Source organism: Acidocella sp. C78 (genome assembly GCF_907164655.1).
Map to the genome: position 1 here is coordinate 69,014 of NZ_CAJQZK010000076.1, position 15,012 is coordinate 84,025.

Below are 15,012 nucleotides of genomic sequence, written 5' to 3' on the forward strand. Positions count from 1 at the left end.
TTTTACTTGGGAATGACCTGAACGTGGCGGATAGCCTCGCGTAGCGCTGATTTCTTGCGAGCGTTTTGTGTCCATAAATGGGGCTTGCGGTGCGACTCGATCTGTGATTCGCTCGGGTTATGTTCATCGATGTGGTTCCGAATGGCCGATCGGCGCCGGCCGTGCTGTTGCGGGAGAGTTTCCGCGAGGGGCGGAAGGTTCACAAGCGTACCATCGCCAATCTGAGCCAGATGCCGCCCGCGTTGATCGATGGCCTACGAGCGCTGCTCGCGGGTGGCGCGGTGGTTGGTGGTGCCGATCAGGCGCTGGAGATCCGGCGTTCGCTGCCGCATGGTCATGTGGCGGCGGCACTCGGGATGATGCGCAAGCTCGGGATACCCCGCCTGCTGGGCCGGAGGGCGTCGCGCGAGCGCAGTCTCGCCCTGGCGCTGATCGCCGGCCGGGTGATCGCGCCGGGATCGAAGCTCTCGACCCTGCGCGGCCTGAACCCGGAGACCGCAACATCGAGCCTCGGGCAGATGCTTGATCTCGGTGTCATTGAAGAGCGCGAGATCTATGCGGCGCTGGACTGGCTGGGCACGCAGCAGGGGCGGATCGAACGGGAGTTTGCAAGGCGCCATCTGCGCGACGGCACGCTGGTGCTCTACGACGTCAGTTCATCCTACCTCGAAGGCCGGCATTGCGAACTGGCACACCACGGATACAGCCGGGATCACCGGCCCGATCGGCCGCAGATCGTCTATGGTCTGCTGTGCGATCGCGAGGGGCGGCCGATCGCAGTGGAAGTGTTCGAAGGCAACACCGCCGATCCGGCGACGATCGCCGCCCAGGTGGAGAAACTCAAGCGCCGGTTCCATCTCGAGCGCGTCGTCCTGGTGGGTGATCGCGGAATGATCACCACGGCGCGGATCCGCGAGACGATCAAGCCGGCGGGGCTGGACTGGATCAGCTGCCTGCGCGCGGGGCAGATCCAGGATCTTGCCGAGGGACCGCTGCAGATGTCGCTGTTCGACGAGCGCGATATCGCCGCGATCACGTCGCCCGATTATCCGGGCGAGCGGCTGATCGCCTGTCGCAACGCCGCCCTGGCGACCGAACGACGGCGCAAGCGCGAGGCGCTGCTCGTGGCCACCGAGACGGAACTGGCGCGGATCCGGGATGCGACACGGCGCAAACGCGCTCCTCTTCATGGCGAGGCCGCGATCGGGCTGGCGGTGGGGGCGGTGATCAACCAGCGCAAGATGGCCAAGCATTTCGATCTCACCATCACCGCCAGCCGCTTCGATTTCCAGCGCAACGCCGCCAGCATCGCGCGCGAGGCGGCCCTCGACGGCATCTATGTCATCCGCACCAGTGTGAGCGCGGACGTCATGAGCGAGACCGAAGCCGTGTCAGCCTACAAGGATCTCTCACGGGTGGAACGGGCGTTCCGGTCCCTCAAATCGGTCGATCTCGCGATCCGCCCGGTGCATCACTGGCTCTCGCCGCGGGTGCGTGCCCACGTCTTCCTCTGCATGATGGCCTATTACGTCGAATGGCATCTGCGCGACGCCCTCAAGCCCCTGCTGTTCCAGGATCACGACCGGCCAGGCGCGGAAACTGAACGCTCATCGCCGGTTGCCCCCGCATCGATATCCCCGGCCGCCGATCGCAAGCGCGGGCGACGCCGCAACGACCAGAACCTGCCGATTTCGAGCTTCACCGACCTGATGGCGCATCTCGCCACACAGACCCTCAACACCGCCTCCCTACCCAAGGCGCCGAACGCCACCTTCACCGCTCTGGCAAACCCCACGTCGCTGCAAACCACCGCCTTCGCCCTGATCGGGATCGACCCCATGCGTGTCCAGTAAGCGGCAAAATCAGATCTCGAAGTTCACCGATAAATACAGGGAATTTGCTTTCGAATCAGTGAAAACTTCAGTTTAGCAAAAAAGACTGGGATATAGTTAATAAATATACCGAAAAAGACTATAAATATAAAACAGAACAAAAATACTGTCCAAGTTGCCAATCGAATTCTCTAGGAAATAGACTAGCGACATTTAGCTATAGAAAGGCATTAGATTTTCCCGCGCACCTAAATTCTTGGAAAACAGCCGAATATGTTTTGAAAAAAACTGATACATGGACGTTTATAGGTTATTCTATGCCCGGGGCTGATTATGAGTTTAAAACTCTGCTTAAGCGCGCCGAGCTTGTGCGCATTTCGCCCCCTAAAATATTTCTAGTAACTGGCGGATCTTCACAAGCAACGAGTCAAACAATCTCAAATTACAAGAAATTTTTTGGCCGTAATATAGACCTAATTTCGGATCAAGGAATAAATTATGACGCAATAGAATCACTCAGGTCTCATAATATTCTAAATACATAAAGGTTGAAATAATTAATTATTTTTGCTATAAGTCTCTGCTTCAGCCTTGGTTCGATAAAAATAAACTGATTTTGTGCTGCTTTCATTCACTCTGCGATAGTCTACTTCTACCGCCTTTAAATTATTACCCGAATTCTCTATCGCTGGATCATCTATCTGACACGAAGCCGCTTCAGCCTTCCAATCAGTCTCGATCATAAAAATCATTCCCTTCGGCCTCACGCTAACCCACGAATAATTTTTATCTTTAAGTGACCGAGCATATTCGAGAGGGTTTTCGGCTTCTATTTTATTCTCTCTTGTCACTTTATACCATTTTCTACCGCCGATCGCATAATCATATCTGAGCGCAACTATTGATTCACCTGAAATCATAAATTCAATTTGTGCATACATTTTATTTGAACATTGATTGGGCGTCAGCTGGCTAATATGCAGTATTTTTGAAACATCTTGAACTGCATCTCTTGGCGGAAACGACATTAAATTCATTTTGACAAGCGCCTTATGTGCCATTTTTTGTATATTTTTGTATGAATGATAGCAGCCGAATTGGTCGTCATCTTTCGTTGCTTCTTGATAACTAGCCGTAAAATACGCTAACTTATGCAAATAGATCAAAGCAGAATTTCCTAATTCCTCATCAGGATCACTCTGGCTTTCATATAATTTATTTATCGTAATCAATATAACAATTATAAAAAACCATATCTTTTTTTGCGATATCATTTTTTGCCTCAATTGACCATATTTTTGTAAAATGTTTTTGAAGAAGTTAACGAATATGCTCAAGATATCTGAAACCAAATTGATCTCAAGCGATTTTTTCGTTTGATTTTTCTAACCCTCTCCCACCCCCGCCTCTGAACAAAACAGCGCCGCCTCCGCCTCGCGCCGCCGCCGGAGGCCGGTGAGAGGAATTCCGTTGGCGAGGTCCCAGCGGGGGAACTGGGCGGCGGCGGCTTTGTCGTCGCCGTTGTTCAGCAGGCGGAGCCGGGTCGAGCGGAGGAAATTGCCGGCGTCGCGGTTGTCGACGACGTCGATCCGTACCGCCCGGCGTCGCGCATCCTCGATCAAGGAACGATTATTAGCCGCCCGGTTTGTCCTGCTGCGCGATGGCTTCCGGCAGTTCCCATTCGTCCGGCGTGGAATTGGGATCGTAGCAACGATATCTATTGATGGTCCATAACATCAAACCGGAGAGTCCCAAGGCCACACCCAGCATGCCGACAAATATCAGATATGATGCAAAAACGTCCTGATTGGGCGCGCGGATGAGTTGCCATACATTCCAAAAGAGCAGCAGCCATACGAAAAGCGACGATAAAGTTGCCACGCGCCGGAACCGCCGTATCCATTTGACGGTTCCGTAAACATACACTTTTCGCACATAGGTTACGCCGAATATCGCGAAAGCGATCGACAGAATGACTGGGCCGACGGGCAGGCCATCCGGCATGAAGACGTTCAGACCATTATCACCAAACAAAAGATACAAAACATCGAGCACCAGGACGAGCGGGGCCATCAACAAAGTTCCCGCGAACCCAGCAGAGCAGAACTTAACCGCTCGCCTCGGCGGGAGATAGGGCCGCTTTCCGTCGTCGTTTTGGCTGGCAGTATCCATGCGTTTTATTACGGATAACGTGCTTGCATGCCCGGAGCAAGCCAACGAATGGAGCGTGATTCAGGATTTGCGCGGCACCCGGAGACGATAGCGCGTTGATAGATATGGATATCTGACTTTGAGAAAGATGGGCGGTCAGGCGGTGTCGGCTTTCTGCGAGTTACCGCCCCATAACGGATTTTTTGCTTCCGGCCCGAATCACACATTCGCAACGCTCCCTGACCGCAACACCTCACCCCTCCCCCACCGCCGTAACGGAGGAGAAAAGCGCCGCTTCCGCCTCGCGTCGCCGCCGGAGGCCGGGGAGCAAACATCCGTTGGCGAGGTCCCAGCGGGGGAATTGGGCGGCGGCGGCTTTGTAGTCGCCCTGGTTCAGGAGGCGGAGCAGGGTGGAGCGGAGAAAATTGCCGGCGCCGAGGTTGTAGACGAAGTCGATGAGGGCGGCCTGCTGGTTGGGGGTCAGGGGGACGGTGACGGCGTGGGTGACGGTCTGGCGAGCGTTCGCGAGGTCGCGGCGGGCGAGGGTTTCGGCGGTGGCGCGGGTGATGGGCGGGGTTGTCTGGGTGACGGGGGCGTTGGTGTCGTCGCGTGTGGAGCCGTAGCCGATGGTCCAGGTGCCGGCGGCGTCGCGGTAGGGGGTGGGAGAGAAGCCTTCGAAGGGGATGATGAAGGTTTCGATCACGAGGGTGAGGATGTCGGTTGCGGTGGCGTCGGTTGCGGTGGCGTTGGGGGTGGGCGCGTCGGGTGGGATGGTCGGGGGGTGGTGTCGGGCATTGTCTCGCTCTCCTGCGGCATCGGGCGAAGGTGCCATGAGGACGGGAGGGTGAGAAAGACTAACGTTCAGTATTGTTTTGGTGACGGACGCGGGGCAGAGTCAGGGGTTGGGCTCGCCGAAAGTTTTGGCGAGGGTGGCGAGGAGGCTGCCGGGGGGGAACGGGGCGTCGGGGGAGATGCCGGCGCGGCGCCACATTTCGCCATAGGCGTGGAGGAAGGCGGTTTCGGGTTTCAGGTTTGGCGTGCTCAGGCGGGGCGGGTTGGGGCGCAGCAGGGCGGCGGGGCTTTGCCAGTAGCCGACCGGGTTGGCGAAGGCGGGCGGCATGATGGCGTAGCCGTGGGCGGGGTGGAGGCGCGACAGCGCGGTCAGCAGGTCGGGGCCGAGTTCGCCCCAGTCGATCGCGGATTTGGGGAAGCGTTCGGCGAGGGCGCGGGCGAGATCGACGAGGTCGCCCGGTTCGGGGGTGGGGTTGAAGATGACGTTGTTGTTGAGGGTGGTTTTCCAGCCGCGGGGGCGGAGGCGGCGGTGGAACCATTCGCGCTGGGTGACAAGGAATTTGCGCGCCGGGAGGTCGGATGCGGGGCGCAGCGCGATGACGTCGGAATCGGTCCAGAGGCCGCCGTGGCGGGAGAGGACGATGTAGCGGAACCAGTCGGTGAAGCTGGCGATGGAACCGCGGCGGTTGGTGAAGAGGGCGGAGCGGGGGAGGATTTCGGCGGCGTCGGCCGCAATGAGGCCGGGCGGGAGGTTGGGGAGCGGGGCGTAGCTCCAGAGGGTGAGGGCGTAGCCCTGGGCGAGGACGCTGCGGATGGCGAGGCGTTCGAGGCGGCGGGGTGGGTCGCCGTGCCAGAACATGTGGGCGTGGATGGTCATCGCCAGAGGGTCATCACCAGGCCGCCGGCGCAGATGAGGGCGCCGCCGAGGAGGATGGGCGGGGATGGGCGGAGGCCGAAGCCGAGCCAGTTCACCAGCTGGGCGGCGAGGAAGAAGAGGACGACGTAGACGCCGAGGACGCGGCCGAAATCCCACGGGCCGAGATTGACCACGAGTCCGTAGGCGGCGAGGACGAGGATGCCGGCGGCGAGGAAGGGGGCGCGGGCGAGGCCGTGCTGGTGGAGGGCGGCGCGCATCAGGGCGTCGCCGCCGACTTCGAGGGTGGCGGCGGCGGCGAGGAGGGCGAGGATGCCGGCCTGGTTCACGGTGTGGGGGTCATTGTTCGGCGATCATTCCGGGGGGCGGGGTTCGTTCAGCAGGTCGAGCGCGCCCTGGAGCATGTAGGAGGCGGCGGCGGCGTCGACCCGTCCGGCGCGTTTGGCGCGGGAGAGGTCGGCCTCGATGAGGGCGCGGTTGACGGCGGCGGAGGAGAGGCGTTCGTCCATCATCGCGACGGGGAGGCCGGTTTCGCGGGCGATGGCGTGCGCCCAGTCGCGCGCGGCCTGGGCGGCGGGGCCGAAGGAGCCGTCCATCGAGAGGGGCAGGCCGATGACGATGGCGGCGGCCCCTTCCTTGCGGGCGATGTCGAGAATGGTGGCGGCGGCGTCGGCGAGCTTGCCGCGCTTCATGGCGCCGTAGGGGGTGGCGAGGCGGCGGCCGACATCGGAGAGGGCGATGCCGATGATCTTCGATCCGGGGTCGAGGCCGATCAGCCTTGCGTTGCGGGGCAGGGTTGAGGCGAGGTCGGTCAGGTTGAACAGTGTCATGCGCGCGTTTATGGTCCAGCGCGCTCAGAAACCCAAGGGATCAGTCATGTCTCTCGATCACGCGACGGTGCGCCGCATCGCGAAACTCGCCCGTATCCGGCTGGATGAGGACGAGGTGCCGCGGCTCGCCGGCGAACTCAACGCGATTCTCGGCTATGTGGAACAATTGGCGGAAGTGGATGTTGAAGGGGTCGCACCGCTGTCGGGCGGGGCGCAGATGGCGCTCAGGATGCGCGAGGACGCGGTGACGGACGGGCAGTATCCCGACCGCGTGCTGGCGAACGCGCCGGAGCGGATCGGCGATTTCTTTGCGGTGCCGAAGGTGGTGGAATGAGCGTATTGGACATGACGATCGCCGCGGCGCTGGACGCGCTGGCGGCGAAGACGGTTTCGGCGGTGGAACTGACCGAGGCGCATGTGGCGGCGGTGGAGGCGCTCAATCCGCGGCTGAACGCGTTCATCACGACGACGCCGGAGCTGGCGCTGGAGCAGGCGCGGGCGGCGGATGATGCGCGGGCGAAGGGCGAGGCCCCTGCCCTGGCGGGTATCCCGATCGCGATGAAGGATCTGTTCTGCACCGAGGGGGTGCGGACGACGGCGGGATCGAAGATCCTGGAGCCGTTCGTGCCGCCGTATGAGAGCACGGTGTCGGCCAGGCTGAAGGCGGCCGGGGCGGTGATGCTGGGCAAGGCCAATCTCGACGAGTTCGCGATGGGATCGTCCAACATCACGTCGGGCTACGGGCCGGTGGAGAATCCGTGGCAGCGGGCGGATGGCGCGAAGCTGACGCCGGGTGGGTCGTCCGGCGGGTCGGCGGCGGCGGTGGCGGCGCGGATGGCGATGGGGGCGACGGGGACGGATACCGGCGGGTCGATCCGCCAGCCGGCGGCGTTCAGCGGGATCGCCGGGATCAAGCCGACCTATGGGCGGTGCTCGCGGTTCGGGATCATCGCGTTTGCCTCGTCGCTGGACCAGGCGGGGCCGATGGCGCGGACGGTGGAGGATTGCGCCATTCTGCTGCGCGAGATGAGCGGGTTCGATCCGAAGGATTCGACCTCGGCGGAGCGGGCGGTGCCGGATTTCCGGGCGGCGTGCGGGCGCGGGGTGAAGGGGCTCCGGATCGGGATTCCGGCGGAGTATCGCGTGGAGGGCATGCCGCGCGAGATCGAGAAACTGTGGCAGGACGGGATCGACTGGCTGCGGCGGGAGGGGGCGGAGATCGTCGACGTTTCGCTGCCGCACACGAAATACGGGCTGCCGGTGTATTACATCGTCGCACCCGCCGAGGCGTCGTCGAACCTCGCGCGGTATGACGGGGTGCGGTTCGGCGCGCGCATCGAGGGCAAGGACCTGATCGATCTTTACGAGCGGACGCGGGCGGCGGGCTTCGGCGCGGAGGTGAAGCGGCGGATCATGATCGGGACCTATGTGCTCTCGGCCGGGTATTACGACGCGTATTACCTGAAGGCGCAGAAGGTGCGGGCGCTGATCCTGCGGGATTTCCAGGAGGCGTTCGGGAAGGTGGACGCGCTGCTGACGCCGACCGCGCCCTCGGCGGCGTTCGCGCTGGGCGAGAAGATGGACGATCCGGTGACGATGTATCTGAACGACGTGTTCACCGTGCCGGCCTCGCTCGCCGGCGTGCCGGGGATGAGCGTGCCGGCGGGGCTGGATGCGGCGGGCCTGCCGCTCGGCTTGCAGGTGCTGGGGCGGCATTTCGACGAGGAGACGGTGTTCGCCGTGTCATCGGTGCTGGAGCGGGCGGCGGGGTTTGCGCACCGGCCGGGCGTGATCGCGGGAGGTGCGGCATGAGCTACGTGATCGAGGGGACGACCGGCGCGTGGGAGCTGGTGATCGGGCTTGAGGTGCATGCCCAGGTGATTTCGCGCTCGAAACTGTTCAGCGGGGCGGCGACGGCGTTCGGCGCCGAACCGAACAGCCAGGTGAGCTTCGTCGATGCCGGGTTTCCGGGGATGCTGCCGGTGATCAACCGCGAATGCGTGGCGCAGGCGGTGCGCACCGGGCTGGGGCTGGCCGCGCATATCAACCTCGTCTCGCGGTTCGACCGGAAGAACTATTTCTACGCCGACCTGCCGCAGGGCTATCAGATCAGCCAGTACGAACATCCGATCGTGGGCGCCGGGGCGATCGAGATCGAACTCGAATCGGGCGAGACGCGGACGATCGGGATCACGCGGCTGCATCTGGAGCAGGATGCCGGCAAGTCGATGCATGACCAGCATCCGAGCAAGTCGCTGATCGATCTCAACCGCTCGGGTGTGGCGCTGATGGAGATCGTCAGCGAGCCGGACATGCGCTCGCCGGAAGAGGCCGGCGCCTATCTGCGCAAGCTGCGCACCATTCTGCGCTATCTCGGCACCTGCGACGGCAACATGGACGAGGGCTCGATGCGGGCGGACGTGAATGTGTCGGTGCGCAAGCATGGCGAGCCGTTCCGCACGCGCTGCGAGATCAAGAACGTCAACTCGATCCGCTTCGTGATGCAGGCGATCGAGGCGGAGGCGAAGCGGCAGATCGAGATCTGGGAAGCCGGCGGAACTGTGGATCAGGAGACGCGGCTGTTCGAGCCGGCGCGCGGCGTCACCCGCTCGATGCGGAGCAAGGAGGACGCGCACGACTACCGCTATTTCCCCGAGCCGGACCTGCTGCCGCTGGTGCTGGAGGAGGCATGGGTGGAGTCGCTGAAGGCGACGCTGCCGGAACTGCCGGACGCGAAGCGGGCGCGGCTGATGCGCGATTTCGGCCTGTCGCGCTACGAGGCGTCGATTTTCGTGATGGAGCAGGTGACGGCGGATTTCTTCGAGACCGTCGCCGCCGGGCGCGATGCGAAGCTGGTGGCGAACTGGATGCTCGGCGATTTCTTCGCCCATCTCAACCGCACCGGGGCGAGCATCGAGACCTCGCCGGTGACCGCCGCCCGGCTCGGTGAGCTGCTCGACCTGATCACCGACAACACGATCAACGGCAAGATCGCCAAGGAGGTGCTGGAGCTGATGTTCGACACCGGCGATGCGGCGGGCGCGATCGTCGAGGCGCGCGGGCTGAAGCAGGTGACGGATACCGGCGCGATCGACGCGGCGATCGACCGGGTGATCGCCGCCAATGCCGACAAGCTCGCGGAATACAAGGCGGGCAAGGACAAGCTGTTCGGCTTCTTCGTCGGCCAGGTGATGAAGGCGATGCAGGGCAAGGGCAATCCGGCGCTGGTGAACGAGGCGCTGAAGCGGAAGATCGGCGAGCCGGCGGCATGATCCGCGCCCTCGCCGCCCTGCTGCTCTGCGCCGGCTTCGCCCTGACCCCGGCGTTTGCCGCGACTGGTGGGCAGGCGAAGCTGACCGGCGTGCCGCTCGGCAAGGGCGGGGTGGTGGAGGTGAGCGGGCTGGTGCCGCCGCTCGGCTTCACCATGACCGAGGCGGAGAGTGGAAAGACCGTCACCGCAAGGAGCTTCCGCGGCAAGACGGTGCTGCTCTATTTCGGCTACACCAACTGCCCGGATGTCTGCCCCGACACGCTCTACAAGCTGCACATGCTGTTCCGCGCGCTCGGCCCGGCGGCGAAGAAGGTGGTGTTCCTGTTCGTCACCATCGATCCGAAGCGGGACACCGATGCGGTGCTGGCGAAATATGTGGCGCTGTTCGACAGCCACTTCCTCGGCCTGCGGGGCACGCCGGACCAGATCTACCGGCTGACGCGGCGGTATCGGGTAGTGGCCTCGGTGCATCCCTCGCCCGATCCGCAGAAATACCAGGTGGTGCATTCGGCGCTGGTCTACGTGTTCGACGCCAAGGGACGGGCGCGGTTCATCATTCCCGATCTCGGGCTGACGCGGCACCCGGACTACAAGGCGCTGGCCGCCGATATCGAGGCGGTGAACCGGACCAAGCCGGGCGGCGTGCTGGGCTGGCTGGCGCGGCTCGGGTAATTTTTTCCTGCCCCTGCCCTGCCCGCCTCACTGCGGCGGCGTGAGGGATCAGACGATGATTTTCAGCCGATGAGGTGGGCGAGGTCGTTGGTGATGCCGGGCAGGTCGGGCGTTTTCGAGGACAGGCCGGCGCAGATGAATTGCGGCTTGCCGGCGCGGTCGAACACATAGGCGGCCGCGGTGTGGGTGACGGTGTAGCGCGCCGGATCGGCCGAGGGATGCACCGCATAGGCGGCGTGGCAGCGCGCCGCGAGGGCATGCAGTTGTGCCGGGGTGCCGCGCAGGCCGGTGAATTCGGGGCGGCCGAACAGCGCGAGATAATGCGACAGCACGGCATCGGTATCGCGTTGCGGATCGACGGTGACGAAGAGGACGCGCACCTGATCGGCCTTGCGGCCGAGCCGGCCGAGGATGCGGGCGGTTTCCTGCAGGGTGATCGGGCAGACATCCGGGCAGTTGGTGTAGCCGAAATAGAGCAGCACCACCTTGCCGCGAAAATCCGCCGCGGTGACGATGCGGCCGGTTTCGGCCTCGGTCATGGTGAGGCGGAGATCGGCGACGGTGGCGCCGGGCTTCAGGTCCTGCGCGCAGAGGGTCCAGTCCTTGTGACAGGCGGCGAGCGGGAGGAATGCGACAGCGCCGATGCCGGCGCGGGTAAAGGCGCGGCGGGCGATCATCCGCGCGCGCCGAGGGTGGCGAGATAGGCGGCGATGGCGGCGCGGTCGGCGCCGGTGAGCGCGTGGGCGATGTTGCGCATCACGTAGTTTTTCCCCTGCCGTCCCGCGGCGATGGCGGACAGCGCCGCGAGCGTCGTGGCCGGCTTCAGGCCGGCGAGGCGCGGGGCGCCGATGGCCGGGTTGCCGGCGAGATCGGTGCCGTGACAGACCATGCAGGGCAGCACCCCGCCCGCCGTGCCGTGGACGACGATATTTTTGCCCAATTCTGCGTTGCCCGCCGGGCTGCCGTCCGGCGGCGCGGCGGCGGGAGCGAGCGTTGGCGACAGGAGCAGGGCGGCGAGCAGCGCCCGGCGGAGACGCGACACGAGGGGGATCTTACCGGCTGCTGGGGTGCCCATCGGCGCCATAGACGGTGAAGGTCACTGTGAGCGGCGGCGCGGCGGCAAAGGTCAGGGTGACATGGGCCGTGCCGCCCACCGTCATGCGCGGTTTCATGCACATCAGGTGATAGGCGCCGGGAGAGAAGCGGAAGCTGCCATGGGCGGGGATGATGATGGATTTCACATGGATCATCATGTCCATCCCGCTGCGGTTCATGCTGCGATGCAGCATGACGCTGCCGCAGGCGGGCGAGCTGGCGCCCACCAGCACCGCCGGCGCATCGCCCGCATTGGCGAGGGTGACGAAGCCGGCGGCCGGGATCTGCGGCAACAGGTAGCGGAACCAGCCGTCCTTCGCCGTGACGGCGGGGGTGGGGGCGGCGGCGGCGAGGACCGGGACCAGGCACGCCGCGAGGGCGGTGAGGAGGCGGCGCATCAGGATTTGTCCATCGTCTTGCGGATGAGGGCGGCGACGCCCGGCAGGTCGGGGCGCGAGGAGGGGAAGGTGGCGAGGAGGGCGATGGCGCGACCGTCCGGCCCGAAGAGATAGGTGGCGCTGCTGTGGCGGATGGCGGATTCGGGGTCGGGCGAATCGGGACCGGTGGGGGCGCGGTAATAGACGCCGAAACGCTTCGCCGCCGCCGCGAGTTCGGCAGGGGTGCCGCGCAGGCCGGTGAAGACCGGCGGGGGGCCGAATTTCGCCATGAACGTCCTGAGGCGGGCGGCGGTGTCGTAGGCGAGGTCGATGGTGACGAAGACGACCCGCAGATCCTTCCCGTGCTTGCCGAGCAGGGGGATGAGTTTCGCCGCGTTCTGCATGGTCAGCGGGCAGGTGTCAGGGCAGCGGGTGAAGCCGAAATAGAGGATCACCGGATGGCAGTGGAAGGCGGCCTGGGTGACGGGGCGGCCGGTTTCGACATCCTGCATGTGCAAGGCGAGCGGCGGCAAATGGCCTTCGAGCGGGATGATGGAAGGGCCGGCGGGGGCGCTGTCGGCCCAGGCAGAGGGCATGGCGAGGCCGCCGAGGGCGAGGCCGGAGAGGCCGCCGAGGGCGAGGCCGGAGAGGCCGAGCATGGCGCGGCGGTCGAGAGCGGATCGGGACATCGTGAACCTCCGTGGAGCGCTGGTGTTAGGGCGGGATTCGGCGCGCGGCAAGTCAGGCTCGCGTGAGGACGGGGCGGCGGCGCTTGACCGGCCGGCGCGGCTCGCCCATGCGATGCGGTCATGAAGCAGATGACACCGGGCGGCGCCGCGCTGCTCGTCATTCTCGCCGCGACGCTGGCGCGGCTGGTGCTGGCCGCCGGCATGGGGCTCGGGATCGACGAGAGCTACATGGTCGCCGCCGCGCACACGTTCCAGCTTTCGTATTTCGACCATCCGCCGGTCTCGTGGTGGATGGAACTCGGCATCCAGCGGGTGAGCGGGCTGCACGCGCCGTTCATCGTGCGGCTGCCGTTCATCGCGCTGTTCGCGGCGACGAGCGGGTTGATGTACGGGCTGACGCGGCGCCTGTTCTCACCGGCGGCGGGGGTGTGGGCGGTGATCGGGCTGAACATCTCGCCGGTGTTCTCGCTCGCCTTCGGCACCTGGGTGCTGCCGGACGGGCCGCTGGACTTTTTCCTGGTCGGCGCCGCCTGGGCGCTGGCGCGGGCGCTGGGGATCGGGCGGACGGAGCTGGAGGCCGCGCCCGACCCTGATTTCTGGCCGCTGGCGGGCATTCTGATCGGGCTCGCGATGGCGTCGAAATATAACGCGGTGCTGGTGCTGGCGGGGGCGCTGCTCTTCCTGCTGGCGGATGCGCGGGCGCGGCGGGCGCTGGCGACGCCGGGGCCATGGGTGGCCTGCGTGCTGGCGGCGGGGATGTTCTCGCCGGTGGTGATCTGGAACGCGCTGAACGGCTGGGCCTCGTTCGGGTATCAGGGCGACCGGGCGGCGGGGCTGGCGCTGCATCCGCTGCGGCCCTTCGCGATCTGGGGCGGGGAGGCGCTGTTCATCGCGCCCTGGATCTTCGTGCCGATGATCGGGCTGATGATCGGCGGGTTGCGGGGAGCGACCGGCGGGCGCGGCTGCTGGCCTGGCTCGGCGTGGTGCCGGTCGTGCTGTTCTCGCTGATCGGGCTGTGGTCGTCGCGCAAGATTTTATTCCACTGGGCGGCGCCGGGCTATCTGATGCTGTTTCCGCTGCTCGGCGACTGGGTCGTGCGGCAGCGCGGGGCGATGCGGCGGTGGATCGGGCGGGCGGCGACGGGAACGGCGGCGCTGCTGGCGGTGGCGGTGCTGTTCATCGCCTTGCAGGTGCGGGTGGGCATCGTGCCGGGGTTCGACGCGATGTTTCCGCAGGGCAAGTCCCCCACCTTGCAGGCGATCGACTGGACCAGCTTCCGCGCGGCGCTCAAGGCGCGCGGGCAGCTCGACCGGCCGGGGCTGGCGCTCGCGGCGCTGCGCTGGTTCGATGCGGGGAAGATCGCCTATGCGGTCGGGCCGGGGATGCGGATGACGGTGTTCGAGGGCAATCCGCACGAATTCGGCGTGACTACGCCGCCGCAATCGCTGATCGGGGAGGATATCCTGATCGCGGCGATGCCGGGATCGGTCGTGGCGATCGAGAAACGGTATGCGCCGCGGTTCCGCTCGATCACCGAGGAGCCGCCGATCGACATCGTGCATGACGGGCATGTGCTGCTGCGGGTGCCGATGCTGATGGGGCACGATCTGCTCTCGTGGCCCGCGGCGCGGCGGTAGCGTTCCGCCGCCGAACCGGTCTCGTTGCTTGATCGGGGCATCATCCATGCCCATTTCGGGGGATGGAACCGATCCTGACGCGCGAGCACGCGCTGTTCCTCGACCTGGACGGCACGTTGCTGGAGTTTGCCCCGACGGCGGAGGAGGTGGCGGTGCCCGCGGGGCTCGGCGCGATGCTGGGCGGGCTGGCGGCGCAGCGCGACGGGGCGCTGGCGATTCTCTCGGGGCGGACTCTCGCGCAGATCGACGCGGTGACCGGACCGCCCTTCCCCGCCGGCGCCGAGCACGGCTTCGTGCTGCGCGACGCGGCGGGGGCGATCCATCATCCGCTGCGCGAGACGGCGAACCGGCCGGCGTGGCGGGCGGCGCTGGAGGAGGCGGCGGCGGCGCATCCGGGCGTGCGGATCGAGGTGAAATCGGCCTCGCTGGTCGCGCATTACCGGGCGGCACCCGGAGCCGGGGCGGCGCTGGGCGAGACGATCGGGCGATGATCGCGGCATCGCCGGAGGTGGAATTGCTGGCAGCAAACATGGCCTGGGAAATCCGCCGCGCGGCGCGGGCAAGGGGGCGCGCGCTGGAGTGGTTCATGGCGCGGCCGCCCTTCGCCGGGCGGGTGCCGGTGTTCGTCGGCGATGACGTGACCGACGAGGAGGCGATCGCGGCGGCGAAGGCACAAGGCGGGCACGGGCTGCACGTGCATCGCGATTTCGGCGGCAGGCCGGGCGCGGTGCTGGCCTGGCTGCGCGGCGCCCTCGCCCCGGGGTGGCGTGACGATGGGGCGGCTCGTCGTTG

Annotated in this window: 20 protein-coding genes and 1 pseudogene; 10 read left to right on the forward strand and 11 right to left on the reverse strand. The window is 65.2% G+C overall.

Going from position 1 to position 15,012, the window contains the following annotated elements:
- Nucleotides 1–119 precede the first annotated feature (119 nt).
- Entirely contained in the window at nt 120–1,853 is a 1,734-nt protein-coding gene (locus ACIDOCELLA78_RS90105; RefSeq protein WP_201727483.1) for an IS1634 family transposase, read from the forward strand.
- A gap of 536 nt (nt 1,854–2,389) precedes the next feature.
- Here ACIDOCELLA78_RS90105 and ACIDOCELLA78_RS90110 read toward each other — a convergent pair.
- The 7 genes from ACIDOCELLA78_RS90110 to ruvX form a co-directional block, all read right to left on the reverse strand.
- Nucleotides 2,390–3,169, reverse strand: a complete 780-nt coding sequence (locus ACIDOCELLA78_RS90110; protein WP_201728883.1) for a hypothetical protein — start codon at nt 3,167–3,169, stop codon at nt 2,390–2,392.
- Between the two features lie 48 nt (nt 3,170–3,217).
- Nucleotides 3,218–3,454 carry a glycoside hydrolase family protein gene (locus ACIDOCELLA78_RS90115; RefSeq protein WP_249675953.1) on the reverse strand — a complete coding sequence of 79 codons (237 nt, stop codon included), beginning with the start codon at nt 3,452–3,454 and terminating at the stop codon, nt 3,218–3,220.
- Nucleotides 3,455–3,464: 10 nt separating this feature from the next.
- Nucleotides 3,465–3,905, reverse strand: coding sequence for a hypothetical protein (locus ACIDOCELLA78_RS90120; protein WP_201728884.1), 441 nt, complete (start codon nt 3,903–3,905; stop codon nt 3,465–3,467).
- Between the two features lie 331 nt (nt 3,906–4,236).
- On the reverse strand, nt 4,237–4,815 hold the full coding sequence (locus ACIDOCELLA78_RS90125; RefSeq protein WP_249675955.1) for a lysozyme: 579 nt from the start codon (nt 4,813–4,815) through the stop codon (nt 4,237–4,239).
- A 63-nt stretch (nt 4,816–4,878) separates the two neighbouring features.
- A complete protein-coding gene (locus ACIDOCELLA78_RS90130; protein WP_201728885.1) occupies nt 4,879–5,652 on the reverse strand; it encodes a glycosyltransferase in 774 nt (257 codons plus the stop codon).
- Entirely contained in the window at nt 5,649–5,978 is a 330-nt protein-coding gene (locus ACIDOCELLA78_RS90135) for a hypothetical protein (protein ID WP_201728886.1), read from the reverse strand. Before ACIDOCELLA78_RS90135 ends, ACIDOCELLA78_RS90130 begins: the two co-directional genes overlap by 4 nt.
- Before the next feature lie 24 nt (nt 5,979–6,002).
- Nucleotides 6,003–6,479, reverse strand: coding sequence for a Holliday junction resolvase RuvX (gene ruvX, locus ACIDOCELLA78_RS90140; protein WP_201728887.1), 477 nt, complete (start codon nt 6,477–6,479; stop codon nt 6,003–6,005).
- 46 nt (nt 6,480–6,525) lie between these two features.
- On the opposite strand from ruvX, the gene gatC reads away from it, so the two are divergent.
- Genes gatC through ACIDOCELLA78_RS90160 form a run of 4 tightly spaced genes read left to right on the forward strand, consistent with a single transcriptional unit; the run spans nt 6,526 to nt 10,422 of the window.
- Nucleotides 6,526–6,813 (forward strand): Asp-tRNA(Asn)/Glu-tRNA(Gln) amidotransferase subunit GatC, encoded by a 288-nt coding sequence (gene gatC / locus ACIDOCELLA78_RS90145; protein ID WP_201728888.1) that lies wholly within the window; start codon nt 6,526–6,528, stop codon nt 6,811–6,813.
- Nucleotides 6,810–8,291 carry an Asp-tRNA(Asn)/Glu-tRNA(Gln) amidotransferase subunit GatA gene (gene gatA / locus ACIDOCELLA78_RS90150; RefSeq protein WP_201728889.1) on the forward strand — a complete coding sequence of 494 codons (1,482 nt, stop codon included), beginning with the start codon at nt 6,810–6,812 and terminating at the stop codon, nt 8,289–8,291. Before gatC ends, gatA begins: the two co-directional genes overlap by 4 nt.
- Nucleotides 8,288–9,751 (forward strand): Asp-tRNA(Asn)/Glu-tRNA(Gln) amidotransferase subunit GatB, encoded by a 1,464-nt coding sequence (gatB, locus tag ACIDOCELLA78_RS90155; protein ID WP_201728890.1) that lies wholly within the window; start codon nt 8,288–8,290, stop codon nt 9,749–9,751. The genes gatA and gatB overlap by 4 nt, the downstream gene beginning before the upstream one ends.
- A complete protein-coding gene (locus ACIDOCELLA78_RS90160) occupies nt 9,748–10,422 on the forward strand; it encodes an SCO family protein (protein ID WP_201728891.1) in 675 nt (224 codons plus the stop codon). Before gatB ends, ACIDOCELLA78_RS90160 begins: the two co-directional genes overlap by 4 nt.
- A 62-nt stretch (nt 10,423–10,484) precedes the next feature.
- Here the strand turns inward: ACIDOCELLA78_RS90160 and ACIDOCELLA78_RS90165 are convergent, their stop codons facing one another.
- Genes ACIDOCELLA78_RS90165 through ACIDOCELLA78_RS90180 form a run of 4 tightly spaced genes read right to left on the reverse strand, consistent with a single transcriptional unit; the run spans nt 10,485 to nt 12,583 of the window.
- Nucleotides 10,485–11,099: an SCO family protein gene (locus ACIDOCELLA78_RS90165; protein WP_201728892.1), complete on the reverse strand. Its 615-nt coding sequence runs from the start codon at nt 11,097–11,099 to the stop codon at nt 10,485–10,487.
- Nucleotides 11,096–11,464: a c-type cytochrome gene (locus tag ACIDOCELLA78_RS90170; RefSeq protein WP_201728893.1), complete on the reverse strand. Its 369-nt coding sequence runs from the start codon at nt 11,462–11,464 to the stop codon at nt 11,096–11,098. The genes ACIDOCELLA78_RS90165 and ACIDOCELLA78_RS90170 overlap by 4 nt, the downstream gene beginning before the upstream one ends.
- Nucleotides 11,465–11,474: 10 nt before the next feature.
- Nucleotides 11,475–11,915 carry a copper chaperone PCu(A)C gene (locus ACIDOCELLA78_RS90175; protein ID WP_201728894.1) on the reverse strand — a complete coding sequence of 147 codons (441 nt, stop codon included), beginning with the start codon at nt 11,913–11,915 and terminating at the stop codon, nt 11,475–11,477.
- Nucleotides 11,915–12,583: an SCO family protein gene (locus tag ACIDOCELLA78_RS90180; RefSeq protein WP_201728895.1), complete on the reverse strand. Its 669-nt coding sequence runs from the start codon at nt 12,581–12,583 to the stop codon at nt 11,915–11,917. Before ACIDOCELLA78_RS90180 ends, ACIDOCELLA78_RS90175 begins: the two co-directional genes overlap by 1 nt.
- A gap of 1 nt (nt 12,584) precedes the next feature.
- Here ACIDOCELLA78_RS90180 and ACIDOCELLA78_RS90185 point away from each other — a divergent pair, with 1 nt between their 5' ends.
- From ACIDOCELLA78_RS90185 to ACIDOCELLA78_RS90205, 5 genes and pseudogenes are all read left to right on the forward strand, one after another.
- A complete protein-coding gene (locus ACIDOCELLA78_RS90185) occupies nt 12,585–12,707 on the forward strand; it encodes a hypothetical protein (protein ID WP_283770837.1) in 123 nt (40 codons plus the stop codon).
- Nucleotides 12,704–13,591: a glycosyltransferase family 39 protein gene (locus tag ACIDOCELLA78_RS90190; RefSeq protein WP_249675959.1), complete on the forward strand. Its 888-nt coding sequence runs from the start codon at nt 12,704–12,706 to the stop codon at nt 13,589–13,591. The genes ACIDOCELLA78_RS90185 and ACIDOCELLA78_RS90190 overlap by 4 nt, the downstream gene beginning before the upstream one ends.
- A complete protein-coding gene (locus ACIDOCELLA78_RS90195; RefSeq protein WP_249675961.1) occupies nt 13,564–14,220 on the forward strand; it encodes a hypothetical protein in 657 nt (218 codons plus the stop codon). Before ACIDOCELLA78_RS90190 ends, ACIDOCELLA78_RS90195 begins: the two co-directional genes overlap by 28 nt.
- Before the next feature lie 62 nt (nt 14,221–14,282).
- Nucleotides 14,283–14,711: a trehalose-phosphatase gene (gene otsB / locus ACIDOCELLA78_RS90200; protein ID WP_249675976.1), complete on the forward strand. Its 429-nt coding sequence runs from the start codon at nt 14,283–14,285 to the stop codon at nt 14,709–14,711.
- Nucleotides 14,708–15,012, forward strand: a pseudogene (locus ACIDOCELLA78_RS90205) (trehalose-phosphatase); the annotation flags it as partial. The gene otsB and the pseudogene ACIDOCELLA78_RS90205, both read left to right, overlap by 4 nt.

What these genes read in the sequence shown, in the direction of transcription:
- ACIDOCELLA78_RS90175 (WP_201728894.1), bottom strand. Translation starts at nt 11,915, where the DNA reads ATGCGCCGCCTCCTCACCGCCCTCGCGGCGTGCCTGGTCCCGGTCCTC.
- gatB (WP_201728890.1), top strand. Translation starts at nt 8,288, where the DNA reads ATGAGCTACGTGATCGAGGGGACGACCGGCGCGTGGGAGCTGGTGATC.
- ACIDOCELLA78_RS90165 (WP_201728892.1), bottom strand. Translation starts at nt 11,099, where the DNA reads ATGATCGCCCGCCGCGCCTTTACCCGCGCCGGCATCGGCGCTGTCGCA.
- ACIDOCELLA78_RS90130 (WP_201728885.1), bottom strand. Translation starts at nt 5,652, where the DNA reads ATGACCATCCACGCCCACATGTTCTGGCACGGCGACCCACCCCGCCGC.
- ruvX (WP_201728887.1), bottom strand. Translation starts at nt 6,479, where the DNA reads ATGACACTGTTCAACCTGACCGACCTCGCCTCAACCCTGCCCCGCAAC.
- ACIDOCELLA78_RS90190 (WP_249675959.1), top strand. Translation starts at nt 12,704, where the DNA reads ATGAAGCAGATGACACCGGGCGGCGCCGCGCTGCTCGTCATTCTCGCC.
- otsB (WP_249675976.1), top strand. Translation starts at nt 14,283, where the DNA reads ATGGAACCGATCCTGACGCGCGAGCACGCGCTGTTCCTCGACCTGGAC.
- gatC (WP_201728888.1), top strand. Translation starts at nt 6,526, where the DNA reads ATGTCTCTCGATCACGCGACGGTGCGCCGCATCGCGAAACTCGCCCGT.
- ACIDOCELLA78_RS90120 (WP_201728884.1), bottom strand. Translation starts at nt 3,905, where the DNA reads ATGGCCCCGCTCGTCCTGGTGCTCGATGTTTTGTATCTTTTGTTTGGT.
- ACIDOCELLA78_RS90105 (WP_201727483.1), top strand. Translation starts at nt 120, where the DNA reads ATGTTCATCGATGTGGTTCCGAATGGCCGATCGGCGCCGGCCGTGCTG.
- ACIDOCELLA78_RS90125 (WP_249675955.1), bottom strand. Translation starts at nt 4,815, where the DNA reads ATGGCACCTTCGCCCGATGCCGCAGGAGAGCGAGACAATGCCCGACAC.
- ACIDOCELLA78_RS90160 (WP_201728891.1), top strand. Translation starts at nt 9,748, where the DNA reads ATGATCCGCGCCCTCGCCGCCCTGCTGCTCTGCGCCGGCTTCGCCCTG.
- gatA (WP_201728889.1), top strand. Translation starts at nt 6,810, where the DNA reads ATGAGCGTATTGGACATGACGATCGCCGCGGCGCTGGACGCGCTGGCG.
- ACIDOCELLA78_RS90180 (WP_201728895.1), bottom strand. Translation starts at nt 12,583, where the DNA reads ATGTCCCGATCCGCTCTCGACCGCCGCGCCATGCTCGGCCTCTCCGGC.